The sequence below is a fragment of the Flavobacterium sp. genome (genome assembly GCF_027490375.1).
Lineage (GTDB): Bacteria > Bacteroidota > Bacteroidia > Flavobacteriales > Flavobacteriaceae > Flavobacterium.
Genome location: NZ_JAIXYH010000016.1, coordinates 69,050 through 91,767, shown reverse-complemented (window position 1 = coordinate 91,767; position 22,718 = coordinate 69,050). Strand labels below are relative to the sequence as shown.

Annotated in this window: 23 protein-coding genes; 13 read left to right on the top strand and 10 right to left on the bottom strand. The window is 37.3% G+C overall.

Features of this window, described 5'->3' with window-relative positions; all coding sequences use genetic code 11:
- Nucleotides 1-2 precede the first annotated feature (2 nt).
- From Q0064_RS02280 to Q0064_RS02270, 3 genes are all read left to right on the top strand, one after another.
- Nucleotides 3-2,276, top strand: coding sequence for a glycosyltransferase (locus Q0064_RS02280; protein WP_298143683.1), 2,274 nt, complete (start codon nucleotides 3-5; stop codon nucleotides 2,274-2,276).
- A 198-nt stretch (nucleotides 2,277-2,474) separates the two neighbouring features.
- Nucleotides 2,475-2,600, top strand: a complete 126-nt coding sequence (locus tag Q0064_RS02275) for a hypothetical protein (protein ID WP_262494568.1) — start codon at nucleotides 2,475-2,477, stop codon at nucleotides 2,598-2,600.
- 500 nt (nucleotides 2,601-3,100) lie between these two features.
- Nucleotides 3,101-4,057 (top strand): phosphoribosylaminoimidazolesuccinocarboxamide synthase, encoded by a 957-nt coding sequence (locus Q0064_RS02270; protein ID WP_298143673.1) that lies wholly within the window; start codon nucleotides 3,101-3,103, stop codon nucleotides 4,055-4,057.
- 5 nt (nucleotides 4,058-4,062) lie between these two features.
- On the opposite strand, the gene Q0064_RS02265 is transcribed toward Q0064_RS02270, so the two are convergent.
- A complete protein-coding gene (locus Q0064_RS02265; protein WP_298143671.1) occupies nucleotides 4,063-4,500 on the bottom strand; it encodes a DUF4268 domain-containing protein in 438 nt (145 codons plus the stop codon).
- Between the two features lie 14 nt (nucleotides 4,501-4,514).
- On the opposite strand from Q0064_RS02265, the gene Q0064_RS02260 reads away from it, so the two are divergent.
- Nucleotides 4,515-5,174, top strand: coding sequence for a CoA pyrophosphatase (locus Q0064_RS02260; RefSeq protein WP_298143669.1), 660 nt, complete (start codon nucleotides 4,515-4,517; stop codon nucleotides 5,172-5,174).
- A 14-nt stretch (nucleotides 5,175-5,188) separates the two neighbouring features.
- The gene (locus tag Q0064_RS02255; RefSeq protein ID WP_298143667.1) at nucleotides 5,189-6,007 is read left to right on the top strand and encodes a lysophospholipid acyltransferase family protein; all 819 of its coding nucleotides are present in this window, start codon (nucleotides 5,189-5,191) and stop codon (nucleotides 6,005-6,007) included.
- Nucleotides 6,008-6,062: 55 nt separating this feature from the next.
- Here Q0064_RS02255 and Q0064_RS02250 read toward each other — a convergent pair whose 3' ends face one another.
- From Q0064_RS02250 to Q0064_RS02240, 3 genes are all read right to left on the bottom strand, one after another.
- Entirely contained in the window at nucleotides 6,063-6,509 is a 447-nt protein-coding gene (locus Q0064_RS02250; protein ID WP_298143665.1) for a response regulator, read from the bottom strand.
- Between the two features lie 24 nt (nucleotides 6,510-6,533).
- A complete protein-coding gene (locus tag Q0064_RS02245) occupies nucleotides 6,534-7,109 on the bottom strand; it encodes an AraC family transcriptional regulator (protein WP_298143663.1) in 576 nt (191 codons plus the stop codon).
- Between the two features lie 108 nt (nucleotides 7,110-7,217).
- The gene (locus Q0064_RS02240; RefSeq protein WP_298143661.1) at nucleotides 7,218-8,129 is read right to left on the bottom strand and encodes a lysophospholipid acyltransferase family protein; all 912 of its coding nucleotides are present in this window, start codon (nucleotides 8,127-8,129) and stop codon (nucleotides 7,218-7,220) included.
- A 402-nt stretch (nucleotides 8,130-8,531) separates the two neighbouring features.
- Here Q0064_RS02240 and Q0064_RS02235 point away from each other — a divergent pair, with 402 nt between their 5' ends.
- Together Q0064_RS02235 and Q0064_RS02230 are read left to right on the top strand one after the other, a co-directional pair.
- Complete coding sequence (locus Q0064_RS02235; RefSeq protein WP_298143660.1) at nucleotides 8,532-9,173, top strand: rhomboid family intramembrane serine protease; 642 nt, start codon at nucleotides 8,532-8,534, stop codon at nucleotides 9,171-9,173.
- 49 nt (nucleotides 9,174-9,222) lie between these two features.
- Nucleotides 9,223-9,912 carry an SIMPL domain-containing protein gene (locus Q0064_RS02230; protein WP_298143657.1) on the top strand — a complete coding sequence of 230 codons (690 nt, stop codon included), beginning with the start codon at nucleotides 9,223-9,225 and terminating at the stop codon, nucleotides 9,910-9,912.
- 97 nt (nucleotides 9,913-10,009) lie between these two features.
- On the opposite strand, the gene Q0064_RS02225 is transcribed toward Q0064_RS02230, so the two are convergent.
- Nucleotides 10,010-10,477, bottom strand: a complete 468-nt coding sequence (locus Q0064_RS02225) for a YdeI/OmpD-associated family protein (protein WP_298143655.1) — start codon at nucleotides 10,475-10,477, stop codon at nucleotides 10,010-10,012.
- Between the two features lie 545 nt (nucleotides 10,478-11,022).
- Between Q0064_RS02225 and Q0064_RS02220 the strand changes: the two genes are divergently transcribed.
- The 5 genes from Q0064_RS02220 to Q0064_RS02200 all read left to right on the top strand — a co-directional run bounded on the left by Q0064_RS02220 (nucleotide 11,023) and on the right by Q0064_RS02200 (nucleotide 17,628).
- The gene (locus Q0064_RS02220; protein WP_298143653.1) at nucleotides 11,023-11,619 is read left to right on the top strand and encodes a hypothetical protein; all 597 of its coding nucleotides are present in this window, start codon (nucleotides 11,023-11,025) and stop codon (nucleotides 11,617-11,619) included.
- A 907-nt stretch (nucleotides 11,620-12,526) separates the two neighbouring features.
- Nucleotides 12,527-13,861, top strand: coding sequence for a tetratricopeptide repeat protein (locus Q0064_RS02215; RefSeq protein WP_298143651.1), 1,335 nt, complete (start codon nucleotides 12,527-12,529; stop codon nucleotides 13,859-13,861).
- Nucleotides 13,862-14,159: 298 nt separating this feature from the next.
- Nucleotides 14,160-15,221 (top strand): two-component regulator propeller domain-containing protein, encoded by a 1,062-nt coding sequence (locus Q0064_RS02210; protein WP_298143649.1) that lies wholly within the window; start codon nucleotides 14,160-14,162, stop codon nucleotides 15,219-15,221.
- Between the two features lie 750 nt (nucleotides 15,222-15,971).
- Nucleotides 15,972-16,799: a hypothetical protein gene (locus Q0064_RS02205; protein ID WP_298143647.1), complete on the top strand. Its 828-nt coding sequence runs from the start codon at nucleotides 15,972-15,974 to the stop codon at nucleotides 16,797-16,799.
- A 271-nt stretch (nucleotides 16,800-17,070) separates the two neighbouring features.
- Nucleotides 17,071-17,628, top strand: coding sequence for a DUF3800 domain-containing protein (locus Q0064_RS02200; RefSeq protein WP_298143645.1), 558 nt, complete (start codon nucleotides 17,071-17,073; stop codon nucleotides 17,626-17,628).
- 668 nt (nucleotides 17,629-18,296) lie between these two features.
- On the opposite strand, the gene Q0064_RS02195 is transcribed toward Q0064_RS02200, so the two are convergent.
- Nucleotides 18,297-18,821: a hypothetical protein gene (locus Q0064_RS02195; protein WP_298143636.1), complete on the bottom strand. Its 525-nt coding sequence runs from the start codon at nucleotides 18,819-18,821 to the stop codon at nucleotides 18,297-18,299.
- Nucleotides 18,822-18,952: 131 nt separating this feature from the next.
- Between Q0064_RS02195 and Q0064_RS02190 the strand changes: the two genes are divergently transcribed.
- Entirely contained in the window at nucleotides 18,953-19,396 is a 444-nt protein-coding gene (locus Q0064_RS02190; protein ID WP_298143632.1) for an META domain-containing protein, read from the top strand.
- 45 nt (nucleotides 19,397-19,441) lie between these two features.
- On the opposite strand, the gene Q0064_RS02185 is transcribed toward Q0064_RS02190, so the two are convergent.
- From Q0064_RS02185 to Q0064_RS02170, 4 genes are all read right to left on the bottom strand, one after another.
- Nucleotides 19,442-20,119: a type 1 glutamine amidotransferase domain-containing protein gene (locus tag Q0064_RS02185; protein WP_298143629.1), complete on the bottom strand. Its 678-nt coding sequence runs from the start codon at nucleotides 20,117-20,119 to the stop codon at nucleotides 19,442-19,444.
- A gap of 219 nt (nucleotides 20,120-20,338) precedes the next feature.
- Nucleotides 20,339-20,917 carry a Crp/Fnr family transcriptional regulator gene (locus Q0064_RS02180; RefSeq protein ID WP_298143626.1) on the bottom strand — a complete coding sequence of 193 codons (579 nt, stop codon included), beginning with the start codon at nucleotides 20,915-20,917 and terminating at the stop codon, nucleotides 20,339-20,341.
- A 28-nt stretch (nucleotides 20,918-20,945) separates the two neighbouring features.
- Nucleotides 20,946-21,662, bottom strand: a complete 717-nt coding sequence (locus Q0064_RS02175) for a hypothetical protein (RefSeq protein ID WP_298143623.1) — start codon at nucleotides 21,660-21,662, stop codon at nucleotides 20,946-20,948.
- A gap of 173 nt (nucleotides 21,663-21,835) precedes the next feature.
- Nucleotides 21,836-22,672 carry an OmpA family protein gene (locus tag Q0064_RS02170; protein ID WP_298143621.1) on the bottom strand — a complete coding sequence of 279 codons (837 nt, stop codon included), beginning with the start codon at nucleotides 22,670-22,672 and terminating at the stop codon, nucleotides 21,836-21,838.
- Between the last annotated feature and the right edge of the window lie 46 nt (nucleotides 22,673-22,718).

Below are 22,718 nucleotides of genomic sequence, written 5' to 3'. Positions count from 1 at the left end.
TAATGAAAACAAATAACCTACACTTAAAGAGCATTATTGCATTTAGCAGAAAGAAAAGATTTAGCACTAGCGCCGAAGTTAAAACGGCACAAATTCTTTTTATCAGTACCTTTCCTCCGCGTGAATGCGGAATTGCAACGTATACCGCAGATCTAATTGCTGCTATACGAAAACATTTCGAACAGAATTTTTCTGCTGAGATTTGCGCACTCGAAAACGATAAAGCGGAATTCGATTACGAAGATGAACCGCTATACGTTTTAAATACCGACAAGCCAGAGAGCTACTCATTAAATCTAAAAGAGATTAACGCGAATAAATCAGTAAAGTTGATTGTAATTCAACATGAATTTGGCTTGTTCAAAAACACAGAATCCAAACTTATCGAATTTATTGCAAATCTAGCAGCTCCTGTAATCTTGGTTTTTCACACAGTTTTGCCAAATCCAGATGCTATGCTTTTCAAGAAAGTAAGAGATTTAGCAGACACAGCACAATACATTATTGTAATGACTTGTTCGGCAGTAAAAATATTAAGTGATGAATATGGAATAAAAAAAGAAAAAATTCAAGTTATTCCGCACGGGACGCACCTACCTTTGGAGATTGATAATGAATTGCTTAAGAAGAAACTACATCTAACTAATCGGGAAATTTTAACCACTTTTGGATTAATAAGTGAGAGTAAGTGTATTGAAACAACCATCGAAGCTTTGCCAAGAGTTGTTGAAAAGTTTCCGAATGTCCTATTCTTGCTTTTGGGAAAAACACACCCTGAAGTATACCGACAAGGAGGCGAGAAGTACAGAGATTCGCTTAAACAACGAATTAGCGAATTACAAGTAGCGCGAAATGTAAGGATGGTTGATTCGTATTTACCGCTGGATTTATTACAGACCTATCTGCAATTAACATATATCTACCTGTTTACCTCTAAAGACGCTAGTCAAGCAGTAAGTGGTACGTTTTCGTATGCTCTAGCTGCTGGTTGCCCGGTGATATCAACCCCTATACCGCACGCTGTAGAACTGCTCGACGAAGAAAACGGAGTAATTGTTCCCTTTAATGATTCGAAAACGCTAGCTTCCGAGATAATCAAACTTTTAGACGACCATGATCTTCGTCAGAGAATTTCGCTAAATGTGATTCATAAGATTACTAAAACTAATTGGAGAAATTCAGCCATTTCGCACGTCGATTTATTTCAGAAGTTAACTAAGAATGCACTTCAGTTTCGATATAAAATTCCGCCTATCGAATTAAAACACATCTTTAAATTAACAGATAAGTTCGGTATGATTCAATTTTCAAATCTATCGACACCTGATCTTTCAACAGGATATACACTTGATGATAATGCACGAGCACTTATTGCCCTAAGTGAAGTTCATATTCATGGCCTACAAAAAAAACTGATTGATCTTCTCGAAATTTATTTGAACTTCATTGCCTATTGTCAGCAACCCGACGGCAGCTTCTTAAATTATGTCGATGTAACAGGGAAATTCACAGATCAAAACTATCGTGAAAATTTAGAAGATAGCAACGGTCGTGCGCTGTGGGCGCTTGGAGCGGTTATTTCTAAAAAGCAATTTATACCTGAGAGATTGATAAATTTAGCTCTCACTCTGTTCGACAATGGAATTAACAACGTTAAACATATCCATTCGACGCGAGCTATGGCTTTTATAATTAAAGCTTTAGTAGCCGATGGGCGACAAGAAAATAGTGAATTGGTAAAATTATTTAGTCACAGATTAGTTCAAATGTATTTACATGAAAAAACCACCAACTGGAATTGGTTTGAAAGCTATTTAACGTATGCGAATAGTTTGCTGCCCGAAGCTTTATTACAAGCGGCTTTATTCACAGATAATGCCAATTTTAAAGAAATAGCTTGCGAAAGTTTCGAATTTTTACTCTCGCGAATATTTTTTGATGGAAAATTAAAAGTTGTTTCCAATAAAGGTTGGCAATTTAAAGGTCATGCAGAAAAAGCCGTAACGGGTGGTGAACAACCCATCGACGTTGCATATACCATTTTAGCATTGGAAAAATTCCACAGCGCTTTTCGCGACAAGCGTTTTAAAGTTCTTTCCATTAATGCATTTTATTGGTTTTTAGGAGCTAATCACCTAAAGCAAGCAGTTTACCAAGAAGAAACGGGAGGTTGCTGCGACGGCATTGAGGAAACCAATGTGAATCTAAATCAAGGTGCAGAATCGACACTTAGCTATTTACTCGCCCGATTAGCCATAGGTCGGATTTTGCATTGAAGCTCGATAAAAAACTTTGGTAAGCATAGTTTTATATATGGCCGGTAAACCAGTATATTGCGTCGTCAAAAAGTCCTTTACATCTGGCGTAAAATATTGAAATAATGATATTTAGTGTTTTTTGTTACTTATTTCGTTGAAAAGATCGTACCTTACAAAGAATTGGAAACTTACTTCCGATTTGTAAATATAAATACCATGGCGAGGCAGAAGGAAGGAAAGAAAAAATCGGATAAAACTGCTCCGGCAAGTACCGCAAAAGAAAAAAAGGCTGCAAAGTCTGTTAAAAAGCAAGAGAAAGATAAAGCGGGTAAATCTGAGTAATATCGCGCTCTGGTTTTGAAGTAAATTTTTTCTCGAGAACGAAAAAAACTGAAGTTTAATGATCCTTTCGGGGAAGTTTTCTAAAATCGGTTTCACAGCTTTGGAATTGAGACGAATTCGTTTTGTTGCGTGTAAAATCCAGTTCACGTTTTATAGCGATCGGCATTTAGTTATTTTTTTAAAGAATGAAGTTTCTCTCTTTAGAACATTAGCGTAAATCCGATCGCTTTTCGTTTTCCTTGGTTGTCATTTCTGCCGATCGCTGTAGTGTTGTCTTGTAAGGCCGAAAAAATCCACTAACTGATGCAAGAGAAGTCGTCAAAAAAAGTTTGCAGTCAAGCTTTTTTTTGGACTTTGCTTGAAATTAAAGGAACAGAGATTAGAATGCCTGATGAATAATTGTTTTTAGAAGCTATTTCTTTAAAAATTACGAATGAATTCTATTTTCATTTGACGGTTCAAACCGAACGTAATACTTTTGCGCATCTAACTACACACACATGTCAACTACAATTACGGCAACTTTTTTTCAGTTTCCAAACCAAACCGCATTTTACAAAGGAAAGGTTCGAGATGTTTACAGCATTGGCAACGATTTACTGGTCATGATCGCCACCGACCGACTATCCGCTTTCGATGTGGTGCTTCCGAAAGGAATTCCTTACAAAGGACAAATGCTCAATCAATTTGCGAAGAAATTCATGGAAAGCACAGCCGATTTAGTGCCGAATTGGTTGCTAGCTTCACCAGATCCGAACGTAAGTATTGGCGTAAAATGCGAGCCTTTTAAAGTGGAAATGGTTATTCGTGGCTATTTGGCTGGACATGCCGCTCGCGAATACGCTGCCGGAAAGCGTTTACTTTGTGGTGTAGCTTTGCCCGAAGGTTTGAAAGAAAACGATAAACTTCCGCAACCCATCATTACGCCAACAACAAAAGCTGCTTCCGGTTCGCACGACGAAGATATCTCTGAAGAAGAAATCTTAGCTCAAGGCATAGTATCGAAAGCAGATTGGGAAATTCTTAAAGACTACACGTTTAAACTTTACGCACGTGGAACTGAAATGGCGGCCGAACGCGGCTTGCTACTGGTTGATACTAAATATGAGTTTGGAAAAAAAGCCGACGGAACCATTGTTCTGATTGATGAAATTCATACGCCCGATTCTTCCCGCTATTTTTATGCCGATGGCTACCAAGAACGTCAAGATAAAAGCGAACCGCAACAACAGTTAAGCAAAGAATTTGTTCGTCAATGGCTTATTGCAAACGGATTTCAAGGTAAAGAAGGGCAATCGATTCCAGAATTAACCGACGCATACATCGACACGGTTACAGAACGATACGCCTTACTTTACGAACAAATTTTAGGTGAAAAATTCGTTAAAGCACCAGTTACTAACTTGGCAGAGCGCATTGAAACCAATGTTTTAAATTATTTAAAAACAATTGGTTAAGTAATTTATTCGGCTGTAGCCTGGCGAATAATATCGGCGTATTCCAGGAAAAATTGTTCCATAAGCAGCATTTTCGAAGCCATAAAGTCGAAGATTTCGGGCCAATAATTCTTGTTGAAGAAATTGCGTTCTAATGTTTTAGTATGTACGATGCTCACTATTTTCCCAGATTCTAAAGTAAAATTTCGTTCGAAAAAAATCTCTGGAAAAAACTCAAGGAAAAGTACGCGCATCGCCTGCAGCTGTTCGAAATACTTAATTCGTGTTTCCTCGTGGCGCATACCCACTTCTAAAATAATGCGAACCCCCGAATTTTGAACATCGAACTTGAGTTGTAAATCTTTAATTTTGGTATCGTAAAGCAGCCACTTGTGTGGATATGCTTCTGCGAAAGCGGTCCAAAAATCGGTAATAAGCTGGGCTTTTTCTTTTTTACTATACACAAACGGTAATTTTCATGGCAAAAATAGCATTTAGTGAGCTAGTTCCGCATATAAAATCTCTTGATCTTCCGGGCTTGGATGCGCAACTTAATATGGCTCCAGCTGATCGAAAGCAAGCGTTGGAATTAGCTGCGCAAAAAGCCATTCAAAAACGTTACGCCGCCGTTTCAGTAATTGTTTCTACACACCAAAATCAGGAAACAATAACTTTGATTCAACGATCAGAATACGAAGGTGTGCATTCCGGACAACTTGCTTTTCCAGGAGGAAAAAAGGAATTATCCGATGCAAATTTCTATGAAACCGCTGTGCGTGAAACGCAAGAAGAAATAGGAATAACACTTACGGAACAGCATTTTGTACGAGGACTAACGCCGCTTTACGTTCCGCCAAGTAATTTTGAAGTACATCCGTATTTATTTGTTACCAGCGATTATCTCGAATTCACCCCAAATCCGCGTGAAGTGGCCGCCATTGTTCCATTACCACTATCCGTACTGCTAGACGATAAAGCCGTTTCCACAATGGATATCGATACCGCCTACAATTTCAAGATCAAAACTAAAGTCTTTACCTTCGGGCAACACACGGTTTGGGGCGCTACTGCGATGATGTTAGCAGAAGTGAAACAAATGTTATTGTTGGCACGAAATTCGGCAATTAGTCAAATTTAATTTATGTTTGGCGCATGGGACTATTTAAAAGAAATCCGTTCGGACATATTTTATTTATCAAAAAATGGCTGATTCGCATTTTTGGCGCCGCAACACACCGCCGTTATCGCGGATTTAACGAATTGCAAATCGACGGTTCGGAGATTATTCGTGCCTTACCTGCACAAAACGTTTTATTTATCTCCAATCACCAAACTTACTTTGCCGATGTCGTGGCCATGTTTCACGTTTTTAACGCTGCTTTACACGGTCGGGTAGATCACATCCGAAATATTGGTTATTTGTGGAACCCTAAGCTCAACATCTACTACGTTGCAGCTAAAGAAACGATGCATTCGGGGATTCTTCCGCGCATGATGGCCTACGTGGGTGCAATTACTGTAGAACGAACCTGGCGTGCAAAAGGAAAAGATATTCAGCGTGAAGTGAATCCGAATGATACCGAAAACATCAAAGTTGCTTTGCAAGACGGATGGGTAATTACCTTTCCGCAAGGCACCACAAAATCGTTCAAACCCGTTCGAAAAGGTACAGCGCACATCATCAAAGAGCACAAACCAATTGTAGTTCCGATTGTCATCGACGGATTTCGCCGTTCGTTCGATAAGAAAGGTTTACGTATGAAAAAGAAAGGGATTTTGCAATCGATGATTATAAAAGAACCTTTGGAAATTGATTACGAAAACGAGTCGATTGAATCGATTGTAGAGAAAATTGAATACGCTATTGAGCAACATCCGTCGTTTTTGAAAGTCATTCCCGCCGAAGAGCTTGAAGCAGCTGAGGCTTTAAATGAGTTGCGCAGATTTAGTTCGCCGAAAGCAAAGTCGTAACCAATTCGTTTAGAATATGGATACCGGTTTCAAAAAGAGGTAAAATCGACGAATTTTAAATACTTAGTACAAAGTTTTCCCTGTTTAATCCGCTGGTGTGATATTGCCAATTTAGTGCGATGACTTCATTTAGAATGCGTTTTAATTCTTCGAAATCGTTTGGTTTACGGATGTACACGTTAGCTCCTTTAACAAAGGCATCTTCAATATCGCGCTCAGAGGCAGAAGTAGAGTAAATAGCTACGGCTATGTTGTTGAATCGGCTGTCTTGTTTAATTTCCGACAAACATTCCATACCCGATTTTCGCGGCATATTCAAATCCAGAAACAATATGTGTGGTTTTGAATTTTCGTCGTTGTTTAAAAAGTCCATTAACTCCACGCCGTCATTAACTACGGTGATTGCAGTTTTGATTTTTATCGATTCGAAGGCTTCCGTGAAAAAAAGCCGGTCGTCGGCGTCATCATCGGCAAGGCAAACGTGAATGAGATCGTTGTTCATGATTTTGGGGAAATCTTAGAGTTCTTAATTGTTCTGAATTTGTTCTTGTACTTGCAACTCGCGCCTTTTCTTGATAATCCGTTGAAATGCCGAAGGTGTTATTCCGGTAGTGTTTTTAAACTGCGTACTGAAATGTGCAACATTACAGTAATTTAATTTGTATGAAATTTCTGTAAAGGTAAGCTCATTCGTTAGAATCAGTTGCTTGGCACGTTCAATTTTTTGCAGAATTATGAAGCTTTCGATAGAAGAGTAGGTGACTTCCGAAAACAGGTTTGAGATATAGTTATAACTGTGATTAAGTTTTTCAGCTAAATAAACCGAACTTTTTAAATTTGGTTGATTTTCTTCCTGATTAACCATTTCAACTATGGCATCTTTGATGCGTTGCACCAAAATGTTTTTTTGATTTTCAACAATTTGAATGCCGTATTCGCCGAGTTGCTCTTCGAGTTTTCGCTGCTTTTCAGCAGGAAGTTTATCTAAAATTTCAACTTCGCCAAACGCTATAATCCGATATTTAATTCCGGAAGCATCGAGTTGTTCCTGAAGTATCTTCCGACACAAGGCGTTAATATCAAATTTCACGTACACTTTCATAGCCATATATTTTCATTTGCGAAACAAGCGTAAAAATACTTGTATTTACTAGATATCTGCGCTCAAAGCCTCATTTTTAGATGAAATTAACAAGAAAACACTGCTTATTTATGCGTGTGTTGTTGTGCTTTTCCTTGAAGGAAGTTTTTTCTTCCCGATGTGTTTCCAACGCTTGTGCGTCCAAAAATAATGTTCAGGCTTCTGTAAAATTTGCCTTTCAACTTCGCGCAAATACAAACCTGTGATTTCATAATCCGGCACATCCTTAGGCTCTTCAACCAAAGGAACGAGCGTGGCCTGATAATAGCCTCTTTTTACCTTTTCGACTTTTACAAATAACATATTCATATCGAGTCGCTTAGCGAGCATTTCGGCACCCGTGTACACAGGTACTTCAATTCCCATAAAAGTATCCCAATATTTTGCTTTTGTCAATTGCGGCGACTGGTCAGAAGCAAAACCGTAAAAAGCTTTCATGCCACTTTTCTTGTGTTGCTCCATAGTCTCAATCGAACTTTTCGATTCGATTAACTTAGCGTTGTGTCGACCTCGAATTTTCTGAACCAAAGAATCAAAATAACGGTTGCCAATTTTTTTGTAAATGGCGTAGCTCTCAAACGTGACGTAGTTCGACATAACCATCAACCATTCCCAACTTGCGTAATGTGCGCACATCAAAATAATACTCTTACCGCGCTTTTCGTACTCTGTTGCAAGTTCTAGATTGGTGAAAGTAAAACGACGTTTCATTTCTTCATCGCTGATACTCATGGATTTTACCATTTCCATAAACATATCGCACATATGCTTGAAAAATTCCTTTTCAATGATACGTCGTTCTGCTTCCGATTTATGCGGTAGCGTTAGCGCTAGGTTTTTGCGAACGGTTGCCTTTCGATAACCTAAAATGCGGTATACCAAAAAGTATATAAAATCAGACAAGGCATAAAACACCCGAAACGGTAATTTGGATACTACCCAGAGTAGTGGATATGCCAAGCAATACGCAAGTAATTGCATGAACAAAATTTTTAGCAAATATACGGCTTTATCAAAACATGAGTTTGTTTTTCAGTATAGAGTTCATATTAGCTGTGCATGTAAGATGGTTATATAGATGAAATTCAGTTATTTACGTAATGTTGTTTAACAGTTGCCAATTAAGCGAACAACGATCCACTCAGCTATGTCGACCAGAAACGGCTACACCTCCGTCAATCCATTGAAATTTCTAACTAAGGGATGAATTTTCCTCGATACAATTTATACTACATGGATAGTAGTAGGAGCTTAATTACTAGCTGCGCTAAACAGGTTCGTTCCTTTTTCGGACTTCGAAATAATTCGATCTGTTTAGCAAGTTCAAGGTTTTAGCAATCGTTTTCAGTTGTTTTTAATTACTTTCGGCAATAAATTTCAGCAATGCCAATTGTACTTCTTGCCCTAATTTTAGTTACTGTTTTAGTAAGCTTTGCCGCTTTTTCTAATGATAATTTGAAATCCAAGTTTTTGTTTGATATTCAAAGAATACGAAGCGGCGAACAATTCCGGATGCTCACCTCTGGTTTTATTCACGGCGATATATTTCACTTGGTTTTTAACATGTATGCCTTGTTCCTTTTTGGGAGTCAATTTATTAGTGCCAGTTCAGCGCTGTTTTTTGTCGTCATTTATTTTGTCGGACTTTTTGCGGGTAATTTGCTCACGCTTGTTCTGTATCAAAACAATTTATCCTATCGTGCCTTAGGCGCTTCAGGAGCAGTTTCAGCTATAGTTTTTGGATCGGTGATTTTCGATCCGCAACAGGAAATTAAGATTTTCCCAATTCCTTTTGATATTCCCGCGTATATTTTTGGACTGATTTTTCTTTTGTATAGTTTGTATGGCATAAAAGCAGCAAACGATAATATTGGGCATACCGCACATTTAGGCGGAGCCGCAGCAGGCTATTTATTCACCGCAATCTCATACAAAACCACTTTCCTGGCTGCGCTACCTTACACCTTGGTACCTGCCGCTGCATTTTTGGTTTTAGGAATCTATCATTTCGGTTTCAAAAAATGATGGCACGCTCTTTGCCTACGCTCACGAATAATCAATAAACTAAATAATCATGAAATCAAAAATCGTATGGGTATTGTTGTTAATTAGTAGTTTCGGCTGGTCGCAGATCGAAAGTAAACCAATAATCTATGTTACAGGTCTTGGGAAAGTACGCGTGGTTCCCGATCAGGTCGAACTTACTTTCGCTGTGGAAACTTCCGGTTCGAAAGCAAACGAAGTCCAAAAATCAAATATGCAAAAAGTAGATGCAGTTTTGAAATACTTGACCTCACAAGGCATTTCTTCAAACGATATTCAAACCGAACGTGTTTATTTGAACGACCAATTTCTATTTGAACGCAAGAAATCGAATTACGTGGCACGTCAGCAAATTACAGTTCTGTTAAAGAAAATTGACAGCTACGACAAAATTGTAGAGGGTTTGACAGAAAAGGGAGTAAATGCTATCGATAATGTGCAATTGAAATCGTCTGTAGCCGAACAGAAAAAATCAGAAGCACGTAAATTGGCCGTTGAAAGTGCTAAGAAAAAAGCTGCCGAACTTGCCGCTGCATCCGAAGTGAAATTAGGCAAAGTGTTTAACATCACCGACATGTCGAGCGATTACGTACCCACTCAGTTTACCAAACAAATTTATGCGATGGCAGAAAATTCAATGGCAGATGCTACCCAGTCGTTGGCCGCGGGAGAAATGGAAATCATTGTTAATATTCAAGCGACATATTTGATTGAATATTAATTCTTTAAGCAGAAAATCTGAAAAAATGAAAGGTGAAACGAATTTTCGATTTCACCTTTTTTCTTATCTACATGTGGCGCTTTATTGTTAACGCTTGCTATTTCAAGATGATTCGCGCCGAGCTAATTCCTGCTTTTATTTTTTCGGCGATTTTTAACGCGCGTTCGATGCGTTTTTCGGACGATTTCACCTGAGCAACCAAGTACAGCAAGCTACGCTTATTTCCAGCGCTTAATCCGTTAAAAATGACAGCAGCCTCGTGGTCGGATGCTAATACCGCCGTCCATTCTTCTGGAACAGCAAACTGATTTTCAGTGCGGTCTATTTCAAAAACAACTTCAATACTACTTCCCACACCAACCTGGAGCTTTTTGCAAATTCTCGAGCCTACATTCACAAAAAAACTACCGTCTTTCTTAGGCAAAATAGCGCAGTGAAACGATTCCGTTCCATTAATTGTACAGATAACGCGATTATTTCCGTGTTCTAAAAGCGGAGCAACCGCAGCTGCTTCTACCCTAAAGTAGTGCATGCCACTATCAAATTTTTGAAGAAGATACCGCATAAACTCTCATCGTTTCATCAAATGTAAAAAGTTGTAAGCTGTTTTTGCAAAACAAAATTCGTATTAACAGTAAACGCAGGTAACATAATTAGGCACTCATTTTTTTGAAGCTCTTCCCGTTTTCCGCTGTAGTCCTCGTAAAATACGCGGTTTTCATTGCGCTATACCCGGCTTCTTGGGTCGCCGTTTCTAGCCCAATTCAAACAAGCGTCTGTTCCTCCGGGCTGCCGCTGCAACCGGGGCTAGGGCATACGTTACTAACGTTTAGTGGAAAAATAGCAGTAATCAGCGCGTTTTAATAGGCGAGAAGTGAAATCAATCAGCTAAAATGCTAGACCGAAAATTAACTGTCATCAGTAGAATAAACGCAATAATTGTTAATCCCACTTTTGCAACAATGCCAAATAAAAAGTAATTTTTAAAAGACGATACTAAAGAATTTACTCCTATTTTTAGTAATATTAAAATCTGGAGCACAATGCCGATTGTTGGGTTTTCCACTTGTAGTGAGCTACAAAAAACTGAACAGAAAACAAGAAAATTAAATGAAGAATATAATCTTTATCGCATTACTATTAGTAAACTTCGTTTGCTTTTCACAAAAATCTCCAATTCCCAAAATTGATTTTAAGGAGCTAGCTGAGAAACAAAACTCATATGTCAATCTGTTAAATTTAAAAGATGAAAATTCGTTAATAATTAAAATTGGTTTTAAAAGTTATTGGTCCGGTGGAATTCATACACATTTAATAGTTTTCCAAAATGATGGAACCGTAAAGAAATTCAATGTGTTTTTCCCGAACGATAGCCTGAAAAGAATAAAAATTAGCAAAAAGAGCATTAGGAAAGAACAGATTGCAGAGTACTGGGAATTTCTTCAATCAATTGCAGCGGAAAACAAACTTGACATCGATAAAAACAAACTAAATATTGATAGAATAAAGTTTGAAGATGGAACAGTTTTGAAATACAGCAGCAGAAGCGACGGTGTAGAGGAAAGTTTTGAAATTATTCAAGGAAATAAAAGCACATATTTTTCAACGTACGATGCGCTATATCAAATGGAACAAAAAAATGCTGGTTATGAGGAAATACAGAAGTTAGTCAATTTAATCAACGAAGTCGAAAGCTTGATAAAATAGAAGTAATTGTAATAACGAACCGCTTGAAGTAATCTGATTTATATTTAAGTTTTTTTACTACTTTTAGGCTGACGCTGATATACGTAAACAGTCCAGTAATCAGCAGCTACCGGTAAGAAACAATTGATATCGTTAATGATTAATCGCAACGTAAGAATCTATAACACAACAAAATGTTAGAAGAAGTACTTTTTGTCCTACAATTAATTCATTTGGATTTTTTTATCGCTTTTGGATTAGTTACCATCCTCTATTTTATATCTCGCATTTTTATCAAAAACCAAATAATTGAGAAAGTCGACGAAGAATCAAACAGATTTATTTCCTCTATTGGCATTAGTTATATGATTCTTTGGTTAATGGGAATATTCGTACAAGGGTTCAATTTAAATGAAGCAGACAGAACGTTACTTCTGAGCAGAATGTTCGGAAAATACAGTTTTGGTATATGGATTCAACCTTTAATTTGGGTCCTAATGACCCAATTGCTGCGATTCAAAACCATTAGAAAGAACGTTTTTCTGAGAATCTTATTTAGCATGCTGTTTGCGATATCAATCGAAAGGATGATCATAGTATTTACTTCCTTCCAAAGAGATTACCTTCCAAGTTCATGGGCAGTTTATTCTGAAATTGGAATTTATCCATCGAATTTGTTTCTCTCTTTATTTCTGAAAATCATTGTGTTTTTGGTTTTCGTCGGATTATTTTATACAGTCACAAATAAATTCAACATGCAAAAATTGCGCAGAGAAAAAAGCTAACGCTATTAAAATCAGGAATTTTACCAAGGTTGGTTTTAAACAGTTATGGCATAACTTAAAGTATAACAGGAAGAAAAAAGAGTGTTCCAAAATCCTACTAGCGTAGTTGTATTAAAAAGTAGGTTCCATTTTAAAACGAGATTATGAAGCTATTCGGGTTCCTAAAAAAAAATAAAGAAAATGACACGTTTCGGATATCTGAACTCGACAAACTTTGGATTGAAGATAACTTCAGATGGCTAATCAAAGTTTTTGGTTACCCATACTATGAAAATGAACAAATTCTTCTTTCAGAAAACTACTTTCCAAATTCTTTTAGTGTTAGCAAAGTTTTAATTGAAAACATCATTAAAGACTTATGTTTTCTGTTTCAAATTCAAGAAGATAAACTGTCGTTTGAAGTCGTTAAAGACATTAGAGATTCTTATCACACGCCCTACGAAATCGAAGGAAAACCGTTTGAAACAACAGTGCGAATAGAAGAAGGTAACTATAAAATCTATATAGCGAACAGCCTACAAAACAACCCCAAAAGATTAATTTACAGTTTGGTGTACGATTTTATCAAAATCAAACTTACCGACAATAAACTTGAATACGACACAGCTGATGACACCGACTTGTTTATTTACTTGGCAGGCATTTATTTTGGTTTTGGAGTTTTACTTTCTCATAGTTTAAAAGACATTGGTAGCGTTAATGACGGATATTGGGTAACCAAATGGAACTATATTTCTGAAATGCCAACTGAGGTAATGGCGTTTGCCCTTGCCACCTATTCCAATTTAATTGAACAAGACGCTCCAAAATGGATTGATCAATTGCCGAGTGACTTGAAAAGCCAATTTAGAAAAGCCATTAAATACTTGAAAGATAATCCAAACGATCTGTACGACAAGAGGGAACTTCAGTCTAATGAGCTTTTTAAAGCGGCAAGTGAGCGGTATTTAGAAAACGACTTTGAAGAAGCTATTACGCTGTTGCAAAATGTACTTTTCTTGACCAAAAATGATGTTATGAAAGCAGAAGTTTATAACAATTTAGGATACATTGCCATCAGACTAAAAAATTACGAACAAGCGTCGAGTTATTTCAAAAGTTCCTTGCGAATTATCCCAAACTACGGATACGCAAACGATAATTTAGGATATGCATTAATTCAGCTCGGCCAGTTAGATGAAGGAAGATCGTTTCTAGAAAAAGCATTGCAGACAGAAAACAACGATCCTGCTTATACATATAGAAATTTTGCTCTGTATCATCAGGCAAAAGGTGAAATGAAAAAAGCAGAAGAATATTTCCGAAAGTCGTTTGAATCAATAACACAATCGGTTGACCTTTTAGAGTATCATTACGCGGAATTTTTAATAATGAACGGAGACAAAGAAAAAGGATTAGAATTTCTGAAATTAGCAGCACAAAAAGGCGAACACGAAGCAATCGAAAAATTAAATAAAATCGAGAAAAACGAAGGATAAGGTCAGCTTGCAAAAAGTGGCGTTTCATTAATTAATGCACTAACAAAGTTTGTACTGACTTGAAAGTAGGGTACGTAGAATTCTATAGACATCGCGGTCTACAAATAGTTTTACTGCATGCGAACATAACACGGCAAAAGAAAAATGAGTAGAAAAAATTGGAAATGCGTAAGAACTTACAATTTTGTTGAGAGTTGCTCTATAAATAGTGAACTTTAATATTTGGAAAGTTATTGCTCAACGAAGAGCGGTTACCAATCCTATAATGGAGAACAGAATACCAAAAACTATTTGAACAATGAAAATACATTTCCTACAAATACCATTATTCACTGTACTGTTAATAGTACTTTTAGCAACTGCCTGCAACACTCCAATCCAAAAAGAACGACCACAAGAAAACGAACTTACACCAGTTTTTAAAAACTTTAGCAATTACTGCGTTTCACGTTTTATGCAGGACAAATCAGGTAATCTTTGGTTCGGGACCACTGATAACGGACTTTATAAGTATGACGGAAAATCGTTCAACCAATTTACAACTAAAGATGGGCTGGATTCTAATAAAATTTATTGCATTTTGGAAGATAAAGAGGGTAAAATTTGGGTAGGTACTGAAGTAGGTCTTTGCATTTACAACGGAACGACATTTTCCAAAATTCAAATTCCAATACCAAATAATTTGCCTCCTAATAAGAACAGCTACTATCAGGGTCATTGGGTATACAATATGTTACAAGCAAAAGATGGAAAACTATGGTTTGTAACAATTGATGGTGTTTATATTTACGATGGAAAATCGTTTACACATTTCCCAATCAATGAAGCGCCAAATGGTTTTTTAAGTAGTAATGACCGAGTGGAACGCATTTTAGAAGACAATACGGGTAACGTGTGGTTAGGTGGACGAACTAATGAAGGTGTTTTTTACTACGATGGAAAATCTGTAACCAACCTCAAACCAATGGATTTGTTTCAAAATGGACCAAAACCAAAAGCGCATAATTGGGGGTGGCCGCAATTGCAAGACAAAAATGGAAATATTTGGTTCAGCAATTGGGGTGGAGCCTATCGGTACGATGGAAAAACATTTACAAGTTTCACAAAAAAAGATGGGTTACCAAGCGAAGTTACCCGAATTATAGAAGATAAAAAGGGAAATCTCTGGTTTGGATCGAGCGATGGTCTTAGAAGTTACGACGGCAAAACGTTCACCTATTTTAATGAAGGCCTAATCAATCCTTGGATTTGGGAAATTATGGAAGATAAAAACGGCAAGATTTGGGTCGGGACCAGAGAAAATGGAATATATTTTTTCGATGGAAAAAAATTTATGAATTACACAGAATACAAAAGGTAGCTGGAAATAGATTAGCAAATAGCAACGAATCGCCCAAACGGATTTTTCATAACAGGATAATCGCTCTGTATTCTCTTTTAATGTTTTACTCGTTTTACATTGTGAACATACCCCCAAAAAGCTACGTAACTAAAGTATATTCGGAAGTTATTGATTACGCCACTATCAAAAAAAGAACCCAAGCAGAATGATCATAGTTTATGTAATTTGTATTACTTACGTGTGGATCCTTAGTTCCGGTCTACCTTACACGCATCAAATTTTAAGACAACCAAAACTCTATATGACGTTATTAGGTTTATCTGTATTTTTAGCGCTCATCCTTCTGATCACAATAAATTATCCACTTTCCACGACAGATAAAGTTTTGTCATTTACACTTTTAGCTCCTGTTACCTTTATGATACTTTATAAATTTTTCGACACCCTAATTTTGAGAACTTATAAGCGCCATTTGTATTTTACAAACCGATACGCATCTAATGACGAAGCAAAGGAATCGAAGATATTAGACAATTTATTTCAAATAACTCTTTCTGCCATTCCTTTTCTTTGGGCTATTTTTGGAAGTATAATCTTTAAAAGAAATTAATCCATCGCGCTTAAGAGCACCTGTCCAAAAGTGGCGGTTCAATGATTAATGCACTAACAAAGTTTGTACTGACTTGAAAGTAGGGTACGTAGAATTCTATAGACATCGCGTTCTACAAATGGTTTTACAGCATTCTAACAAAACACGGCAAAAGAAAAATGAGCAGAAAAAATTGGACTGACGATAAAATAATATCCCGACTCATAAACAACAAGTCGGTAAAATCTCGTTGGGAAAACATCAGTGCATTAAGAAAACGACCGAGTCTTGACCTGTTTGCTAAGTGCATCGAATTAACCAAATCCGATAAACCGAAAGAAAGAAGAATTGGTATCGACATTTTAGCGCAATTAGGTTTGCCACCAAGACCATTTTTGCATGAAACGCTAAAAATTTACTTTGATTTGCTTAAAACCGAAAACGACCCTGAAGTTCTAATGTCTTTGCTCTATTCTATCGGTCATAACAATGAAAATATTGATAACGAACAAATTAAACAGATATGTTCATTCGAAAATAGCGAAGATAGTAGGGTTAAAGATGGTGTAGTTGCTGCGTTGTTGGGAATTGACAACCCGGCTGCCATTGAAATGCTAATAAAACTCTCTTCAGATAAATTAAGCCATATTAGAAATTGGGCAACTTTTGGACTTGGAACGCAAATCGAACGAAACAATGAAGCGATCAGAGAAGCCCTGTGGAAAAGAGTTAATGACAAACATCAAGAAACGAAACTGGAAGCTATTGTAGGTTTGGCAAAACGAAACGACAAAAGAATACTTGACATTATTAAAAGAGAAATTATTGGCGGGGAATATGGTAAGTTACTTTTAGAAGCCGTTATCTATACCAAAAACAAAGAGTTTCTATCGTTACTTAAACAGAATTTAAGGATTATCAAGAACGACAAAACGATTCATCTCGAGTGGAAAAAAGACCTCAAGAAATGTATCGACGAACTTACTCAGCTAACCAATAAAGCCTAAAGAACGAATAAAAGCCAATCTGCAAATGCACAAGGTTCATCTGCCACATTTAAGCGTAAAGCATCAAATCAAGTATTTTCTAAATTGACACCACTTGAGATGCGTTTAGAAAGCGCGTATTTGCTGGAGTTTATTGGGAAAATATACTGCCTAGAGTTCTAAAAAATTTAGCTTACTTTCAATTTTGTAGTAAACCTTCAAAACGTGAATTTTATAACGGATTGATTTCTTATTTTAACCTAATTTCATAGTTTAGCAAAAATGTTAACTTATGTATTTTTGTTATATAGATGAAAGTGGAGATTGTGGAAAACACGACCCAGAAAACACTCTTAAATCTGGTTCAAAATATTTTATTATTTCAAGAATAATTGTTGGCGCAAATAGATGGAAAGCATCTTTAGAAACTTTTAAGGCCTTTAGAAAGAAAATAGCACGTGAAGCATATCTTCCATATCACATTGAATTTCATTGCGCTGAGTTAATAGATCCACATAAAGTTAAAGAATATACGCAGATAAATGTAGCCGACAGATGGAAGTTAATTTCTGAGTATGCCAATACTATTGGTCAAAATGGAGCATTAACTTTGATTAATGTTGTAATCGATAAAACAAAAACGGCATTAGAACCTGCAGAATATCTTACATCTGCAGTTACGGAACTTTATCAAGCTTTTGATGAATTTCTTAAAATTAAAGAACAGAATGGGATTGTCTTTTTTGATCGAGCAAATGAAAAACACATAAACACACACATTAGAAAGCTTTTAGGAACAGGCGCAAGTGGTGAAAAAGTTCCAGACATTAGGATTGGACTGGTAATTTAAGATCCGATTTTTAGAGTATCAACAGATTCGATGTTTATACAATCGTCCGATATTGTTGCATACACGTTAAAGGAGATGGAGTTTCCCAAAGGATCAAGAAAAAAATTCCATGCTAACAAGATTTTTCTCAATTATCTGAAAGATAAATCTTTTAAATCAAAAAAGTCTGATGAACTTGGTATCATTAGGATATAAAAAAACCCCGGTTACAAACCGAGGACTTGTTCCAGGCCGTCCAGAGCCGTACAGCTCTCTTGGTCTAGAGATGAGGCGAAATTAAGAATAAACTTGAGACAAACAAGACTTTTTAGCATTTTTGTTGAAAACCGAAACACTACTATCGCTATTAGCTTAACCAGTTGCATTCTAGCATAATTCCAATTTTAAATGCTCTGATATCAAGCTAAAAATTCATCTTCAAGCGATTTTACGAAATTTTTCTTTTTCTAAATCAACATCCTAATTCGGGCGTTCCCGGCAATTCCCATGCCTCGCCCAAGCTATTGCCGGTCGCACTTTTCGCTACAACCTTCGTTCGTAAAACGGTCAAAAGTACGTGCGGCGCCGGCTTCTGTGGGTCGCCCGCACCGCACTACTTTTGTAACCGCTTTACATCCAAAGGGTTTTCGCTGCAATTGCTAACGCGAAAATCGTTACCAAAAATATTTCTACTTCGTCTTTTCGCCAACAAAATTGTGGTTCGGCGATTTAAACAATACATTAAAAGTAGTTAACGTTCCGTAAATTCGGGTGATGTACTGCTGCAATTCAATTTTTTCAATTTCTTCCAAATTGCTCGAATTGATTTTCTGTTCCATAACACGCAAACGGTCGCGCAACATAACAATTTTGTGGAAGAATGTGTCAATCGGCACTTCTTTAGAAGCCAAGCCAGCCGTTCCGGGTTGCATGATCATTTTGCCACCTTTCCATTTATCGCCAATGGCAACTACCTCGCCCACGTCGGCCCATTTGCGCAATATCTCGCGAACCGTGCGCTCTACTTCATAAAAACTAATCGTATCTACCTCGTTTTCTACCGCTTCAATTACGGTAAAGGTGTCTGTTAAGGGGATGGTTTCTAAACCGTTCTCAATAAAAGTTACCCAATATTCGGTGCTGCTTACATTGGTTACTACACCTTTTCCGTATTCCGGATGCTCAATGCGCGATCCTATTTCAAGTATTTTCATGTTTTTCTTTTTGCCTCGCGAAAATACACGCATCGTGGGTTATTTTACAAGAGGCTGTCGTAGTATTTTAGCTAAAATTTTACCTGTGCTGCAACAACTTTTTTTATGGTTTATCTTTGACAAAAAAAGAAATGAAATACCTGTATCGATTTAGCATCATTTTCCTATTCTCGTTTTTATTTTCGGGTTGCTACGGAACACAAGAACAAGTGAAAAAAGTGCAACAGTCGCTCGCCGGAAACTGGGAATTGGTGGGCTTAGTGTACGAAAAAAATACAATCGATGGCTTGTTTCCTTCAAAACGACCAACGGTAAGCTTTGATATTGAAAACGAAACAGTTAGTGGTTTTAACGGTTACAATACCTTTAACGGACCCATTTTTTCAAACCGTCTCTCGCTTACGGTTTTCATTAAAAAAGTAAAAAGTACCAAAATGGCTTGTGGCTCCGACGGCGAGAGAGTATTCATGCAACTTTTAGGGCAAATTACCAGCTACCGCATCGACGAGCAAAACGAACTCGAATTGTTTATAAAAACACAGCGAATCATGTCGTTTAAACGTGTATCTAATTAATAAAGGCAGCCAAATAGCTGCCATTTTTATACCTCTTTTTATTCGTTACAGCTTTTTAAGCTCGGTTAAAACAGCCTCGCCAACGGCATGTGCCGATTGCGGATTTTGTCCCGTAACTACACGTGCATCAACAGTTACATGCGTTTGCCAAAGTCCAGATTTTTCAAATTTCGCCCCGCGTTCAATTAATTTTGTCTCCAAACTAAACGGAACTACGTTTTCTAGCTTCACAGCAGCCTCTTCTTCATTGGTAAAAGCATTGATTTTCTTGCCGTCAACCAAATACTTGCCGTTGCTCAGTTTTATGTTTACCAATCCTGCGGGTCCGTGGCAAACCGCGCTAACAATGCCGTTGTTTTCATAGATCTCTTGTGCAATTTTTGCCAAAGCCGCGTTGTCGGGAAAATCCCACATCGTACCATGACCACCAGCGTACAAAATCGCTGCGTAATCTTCAGCTCGAACCTGCTCGGGCGTCAAAGTGTTTTGAATTTTCTTTTGATACTTTTCGTTGGCCAAGAATTGCTGATTTACGGCATCTTCCGGATTATTGCCGTAATACTTCGGATTTCCACCGAGCGGACTCACAAAATCAATTTCGTAACCCGCAGCTGTTAATACCGCCCATGGATGCGAAACTTCGCCAAGGTAATATCCTGTTGATTCACCTGTTTCCCCTAATTTGTCGTGGCTTGTTACCACAAATAAGATTTTCTTATTCATTTTCTTTGATTTTAATTTTTGTGCCGGCACCGCGGCGCTCATCGCCAATAATACCAAGCATAAAACCTGCGTAATAAATTTCCGCTGTTTCATTGTAATTATTAATTAATGTTCGTTTGAATATTCAACAAGACAAATTTCGGAACATCCGTCAAAGCCAGATATGACCTACATCACAACTTTTGTGTGATCTAAATCACATGTAGGCTTATCGTCTGTTTATTTTGAGTCTGCTTTTGAGGAAAAACGACTTAAGGTTTCGCGTGATACGCCCAGATACGAGGCGATTAAAGTTTTCGGGACGCGCTGGAAAAGCTCGGGATACAACTTTAGCAACGACTCATAGCGCTCTTGCGCGTTGTTGTTAAGCAGCGATAAAATACGCCGTTGCAAGGCTACGTATCCTGCGTTCGACTTTTTTCTGAAAAAGTGCTCCATTTTGTGCATTTCGGTGCAAAGTTTTTCACGATTGTGCAGCGATAAACAAAGAACTTGTGTGTTTTCAATGCAATCGATATTTAATTGCGCATGCTGCTGATTAAAGTACGCTTGGTAATCGGTAATCCACCAATCTTCCATAGCGAATTGCATTAAATGTTCTTTGCCGTCGGCATTGGTGTAATACGATTTTACTAATCCACTTAGTACGAAAAAATCGTTCTGCACCAATTCGCCTTCTTGAATTAGATATTGTTGCTTTTTCGCTGATTTAACCGAAAAATGCGACAATACGTAGTCGAATTCTTTATCGGTTAAAGCCGTGATCTTTTCAATGTGTTTTCTTAAAATAGCACTCATTTTGAGTTATAGCTCGCCGTTTCTGCTTTTAATTGATTTGAATCTTTGTGGGAGCATTTGCCGGAACGCCGATACTTTTTTTGTCTAGTTTCTTAGCTTCAATTTTTACAATCTCATAAGTGATTGTAAACAGATTCGAATCTAAAATCGATTTGTAGTAAGGTGCCTTAGCTTTGGCAACAATGAGGTCGTAGAAGAAATCTTTGTAATAGGCGTAATTTTTCGGATCGACGTACTCTTTGTTTTCCGGGAAATAGTATGTTAAGGCTATTTTTTGTGCGTTGATCGGATCAAACGCATCAATTCGGTATCCAGGGCAATCAGTACCAAATACTTTTTGCTTTGGAAGATCTTTTTGGGATTCGAACATTATAGTATTTTCGACCGTTTTGGAAACGAGTAGCGTGTCTTTGCTTCGGAATTTTGCATACAATTTGCTTTCTTTCGAGTCGAAATATAAATACTCAAATCCCGAAGCTCCGCTGTTTACGTGTTCTTTTCTAAAACTGCCATCGGCTAAAAGGTGTATCCGTACTAAATTCCCATTTCGCTCGCTCAGTATTTTCGAAATTCTAGGATCATCAATTTTCGGCGTTACGATAACTTTGTATGTTAAAACGCCTTCGAAACTTTCCTTACTTCCAAAATTTGAGCATCCAAAAAAGCATATGCTTAGCAGCGCAAGAAGTATATTTTTCATCATTGTTAGCGGTTGTTCTTTATCGGAATCAAAGTTAGAAAACATTTAAATGAATACTACCTTTTTAATAAAATCCGCAGTAGTGTAGTGCTTTTATAAGAAATGAAGCATTTTAAGAAAAGTCTCAAAAAAGAGAGTACTTAAGCGATCTACTACCTCGACAAAACAAAAAAGCTGCCTATGTATAAGACAGCTTTAAAGTATTGAAAATCAAATTTTTAATTTTTCGGGTTCTTCATCTCCTTTTCAATCATGTCGTAAAACTGATCGATTTTTGGAAGAATCACTACTCGAGTTCTTCTGTTTTTAGATCTGTTTTCTGCATTGCTGTTGTCAACCAACGGAATGTATTCGCCGCGACCAGCTGCAATGAGTTGCGAAGGTTTTACACCCAATTCTTTAGTTAACACACGAATGATAGACGTAGAACGTTTTACGCTCAAATCCCAGTTGTCGAGCAAAACGCCGTTGCCAATGAAAGGCACGCTGTCGGTATGTCCTTCCACCATGCATTCAAAATCGGGCTTACTATTTATAACTTTTGCCACTTTGGTAAGTACTTCTTTGGCTCGATCGGTAACGGTGTAGCTACCACTTTTGAACAATAACTTATCGGCAATTGAAATGAAAACTACGCCTTTCTCCACATTCACTTCGATATCTGGATCAGAAATGCCTACCTCGCGTTTCAAACTCGTAACTAAGGCAAGTGTAACACTGTCTTTTTTAGTCAGTGCGTCTTGCATGCGCGTAATTTTAAGATCTTTCTCTTTGATGGTTTCTAACGCTTTCTCAATGTTTTCGGCACCTTTCGCGGTAAGCGTAGTCATGTTTCCGATATTGCTAATTAATTCGGAATTGTTCTTTTTCAAGAAATCAACTTGCGTAGCCAAGGCATCTTTTTCCGACATACACATGTTCAGTTTAACGGTAGTCGAGTTCAAAAGGTCCTGAATTTCCTTATTTTTCGCTTCTAATGCAGCGATTTTCTTTTTCGTTCCGCATGATGTGCTCAATACGGCAAGCGATGCTAAAACAAAAATATACTTCTTCATCAATTTAGATTTTGCGCAAAGATATACTCAAATGTTAAAAAATAAC

Coding starts and splice junctions, on each gene's coding strand:
- Q0064_RS02280 (WP_298143683.1), top strand. CDS start 3: ATGAAAACAAATAACCTACACTTAAAGAGCATTATTGCATTTAGCAGA.
- Q0064_RS02275 (WP_262494568.1), top strand. CDS start 2,475: ATGGCGAGGCAGAAGGAAGGAAAGAAAAAATCGGATAAAACTGCTCCG.
- Q0064_RS02270 (WP_298143673.1), top strand. CDS start 3,101: ATGTCAACTACAATTACGGCAACTTTTTTTCAGTTTCCAAACCAAACC.
- Q0064_RS02260 (WP_298143669.1), top strand. CDS start 4,515: ATGGCAAAAATAGCATTTAGTGAGCTAGTTCCGCATATAAAATCTCTT.
- Q0064_RS02255 (WP_298143667.1), top strand. CDS start 5,189: ATGGGACTATTTAAAAGAAATCCGTTCGGACATATTTTATTTATCAAA.
- Q0064_RS02250 (WP_298143665.1), bottom strand. CDS start 6,509: ATGAACAACGATCTCATTCACGTTTGCCTTGCCGATGATGACGCCGAC.
- Q0064_RS02245 (WP_298143663.1), bottom strand. CDS start 7,109: ATGAAAGTGTACGTGAAATTTGATATTAACGCCTTGTGTCGGAAGATA.
- Q0064_RS02240 (WP_298143661.1), bottom strand. CDS start 8,129: ATGCAATTACTTGCGTATTGCTTGGCATATCCACTACTCTGGGTAGTA.
- Q0064_RS02235 (WP_298143660.1), top strand. CDS start 8,532: ATGCCAATTGTACTTCTTGCCCTAATTTTAGTTACTGTTTTAGTAAGC.
- Q0064_RS02230 (WP_298143657.1), top strand. CDS start 9,223: ATGAAATCAAAAATCGTATGGGTATTGTTGTTAATTAGTAGTTTCGGC.
- Q0064_RS02225 (WP_298143655.1), bottom strand. CDS start 10,477: ATGCGGTATCTTCTTCAAAAATTTGATAGTGGCATGCACTACTTTAGG.
- Q0064_RS02220 (WP_298143653.1), top strand. CDS start 11,023: ATGAAGAATATAATCTTTATCGCATTACTATTAGTAAACTTCGTTTGC.
- Q0064_RS02215 (WP_298143651.1), top strand. CDS start 12,527: ATGAAGCTATTCGGGTTCCTAAAAAAAAATAAAGAAAATGACACGTTT.
- Q0064_RS02210 (WP_298143649.1), top strand. CDS start 14,160: ATGAAAATACATTTCCTACAAATACCATTATTCACTGTACTGTTAATA.
- Q0064_RS02205 (WP_298143647.1), top strand. CDS start 15,972: ATGAGCAGAAAAAATTGGACTGACGATAAAATAATATCCCGACTCATA.
- Q0064_RS02200 (WP_298143645.1), top strand. CDS start 17,071: ATGTATTTTTGTTATATAGATGAAAGTGGAGATTGTGGAAAACACGAC.
- Q0064_RS02195 (WP_298143636.1), bottom strand. CDS start 18,821: ATGAAAATACTTGAAATAGGATCGCGCATTGAGCATCCGGAATACGGA.
- Q0064_RS02190 (WP_298143632.1), top strand. CDS start 18,953: ATGAAATACCTGTATCGATTTAGCATCATTTTCCTATTCTCGTTTTTA.
- Q0064_RS02185 (WP_298143629.1), bottom strand. CDS start 20,119: ATGAATAAGAAAATCTTATTTGTGGTAACAAGCCACGACAAATTAGGG.
- Q0064_RS02180 (WP_298143626.1), bottom strand. CDS start 20,917: ATGAGTGCTATTTTAAGAAAACACATTGAAAAGATCACGGCTTTAACC.
- Q0064_RS02175 (WP_298143623.1), bottom strand. CDS start 21,662: ATGTTTTCTAACTTTGATTCCGATAAAGAACAACCGCTAACAATGATG.
- Q0064_RS02170 (WP_298143621.1), bottom strand. CDS start 22,672: ATGAAGAAGTATATTTTTGTTTTAGCATCGCTTGCCGTATTGAGCACA.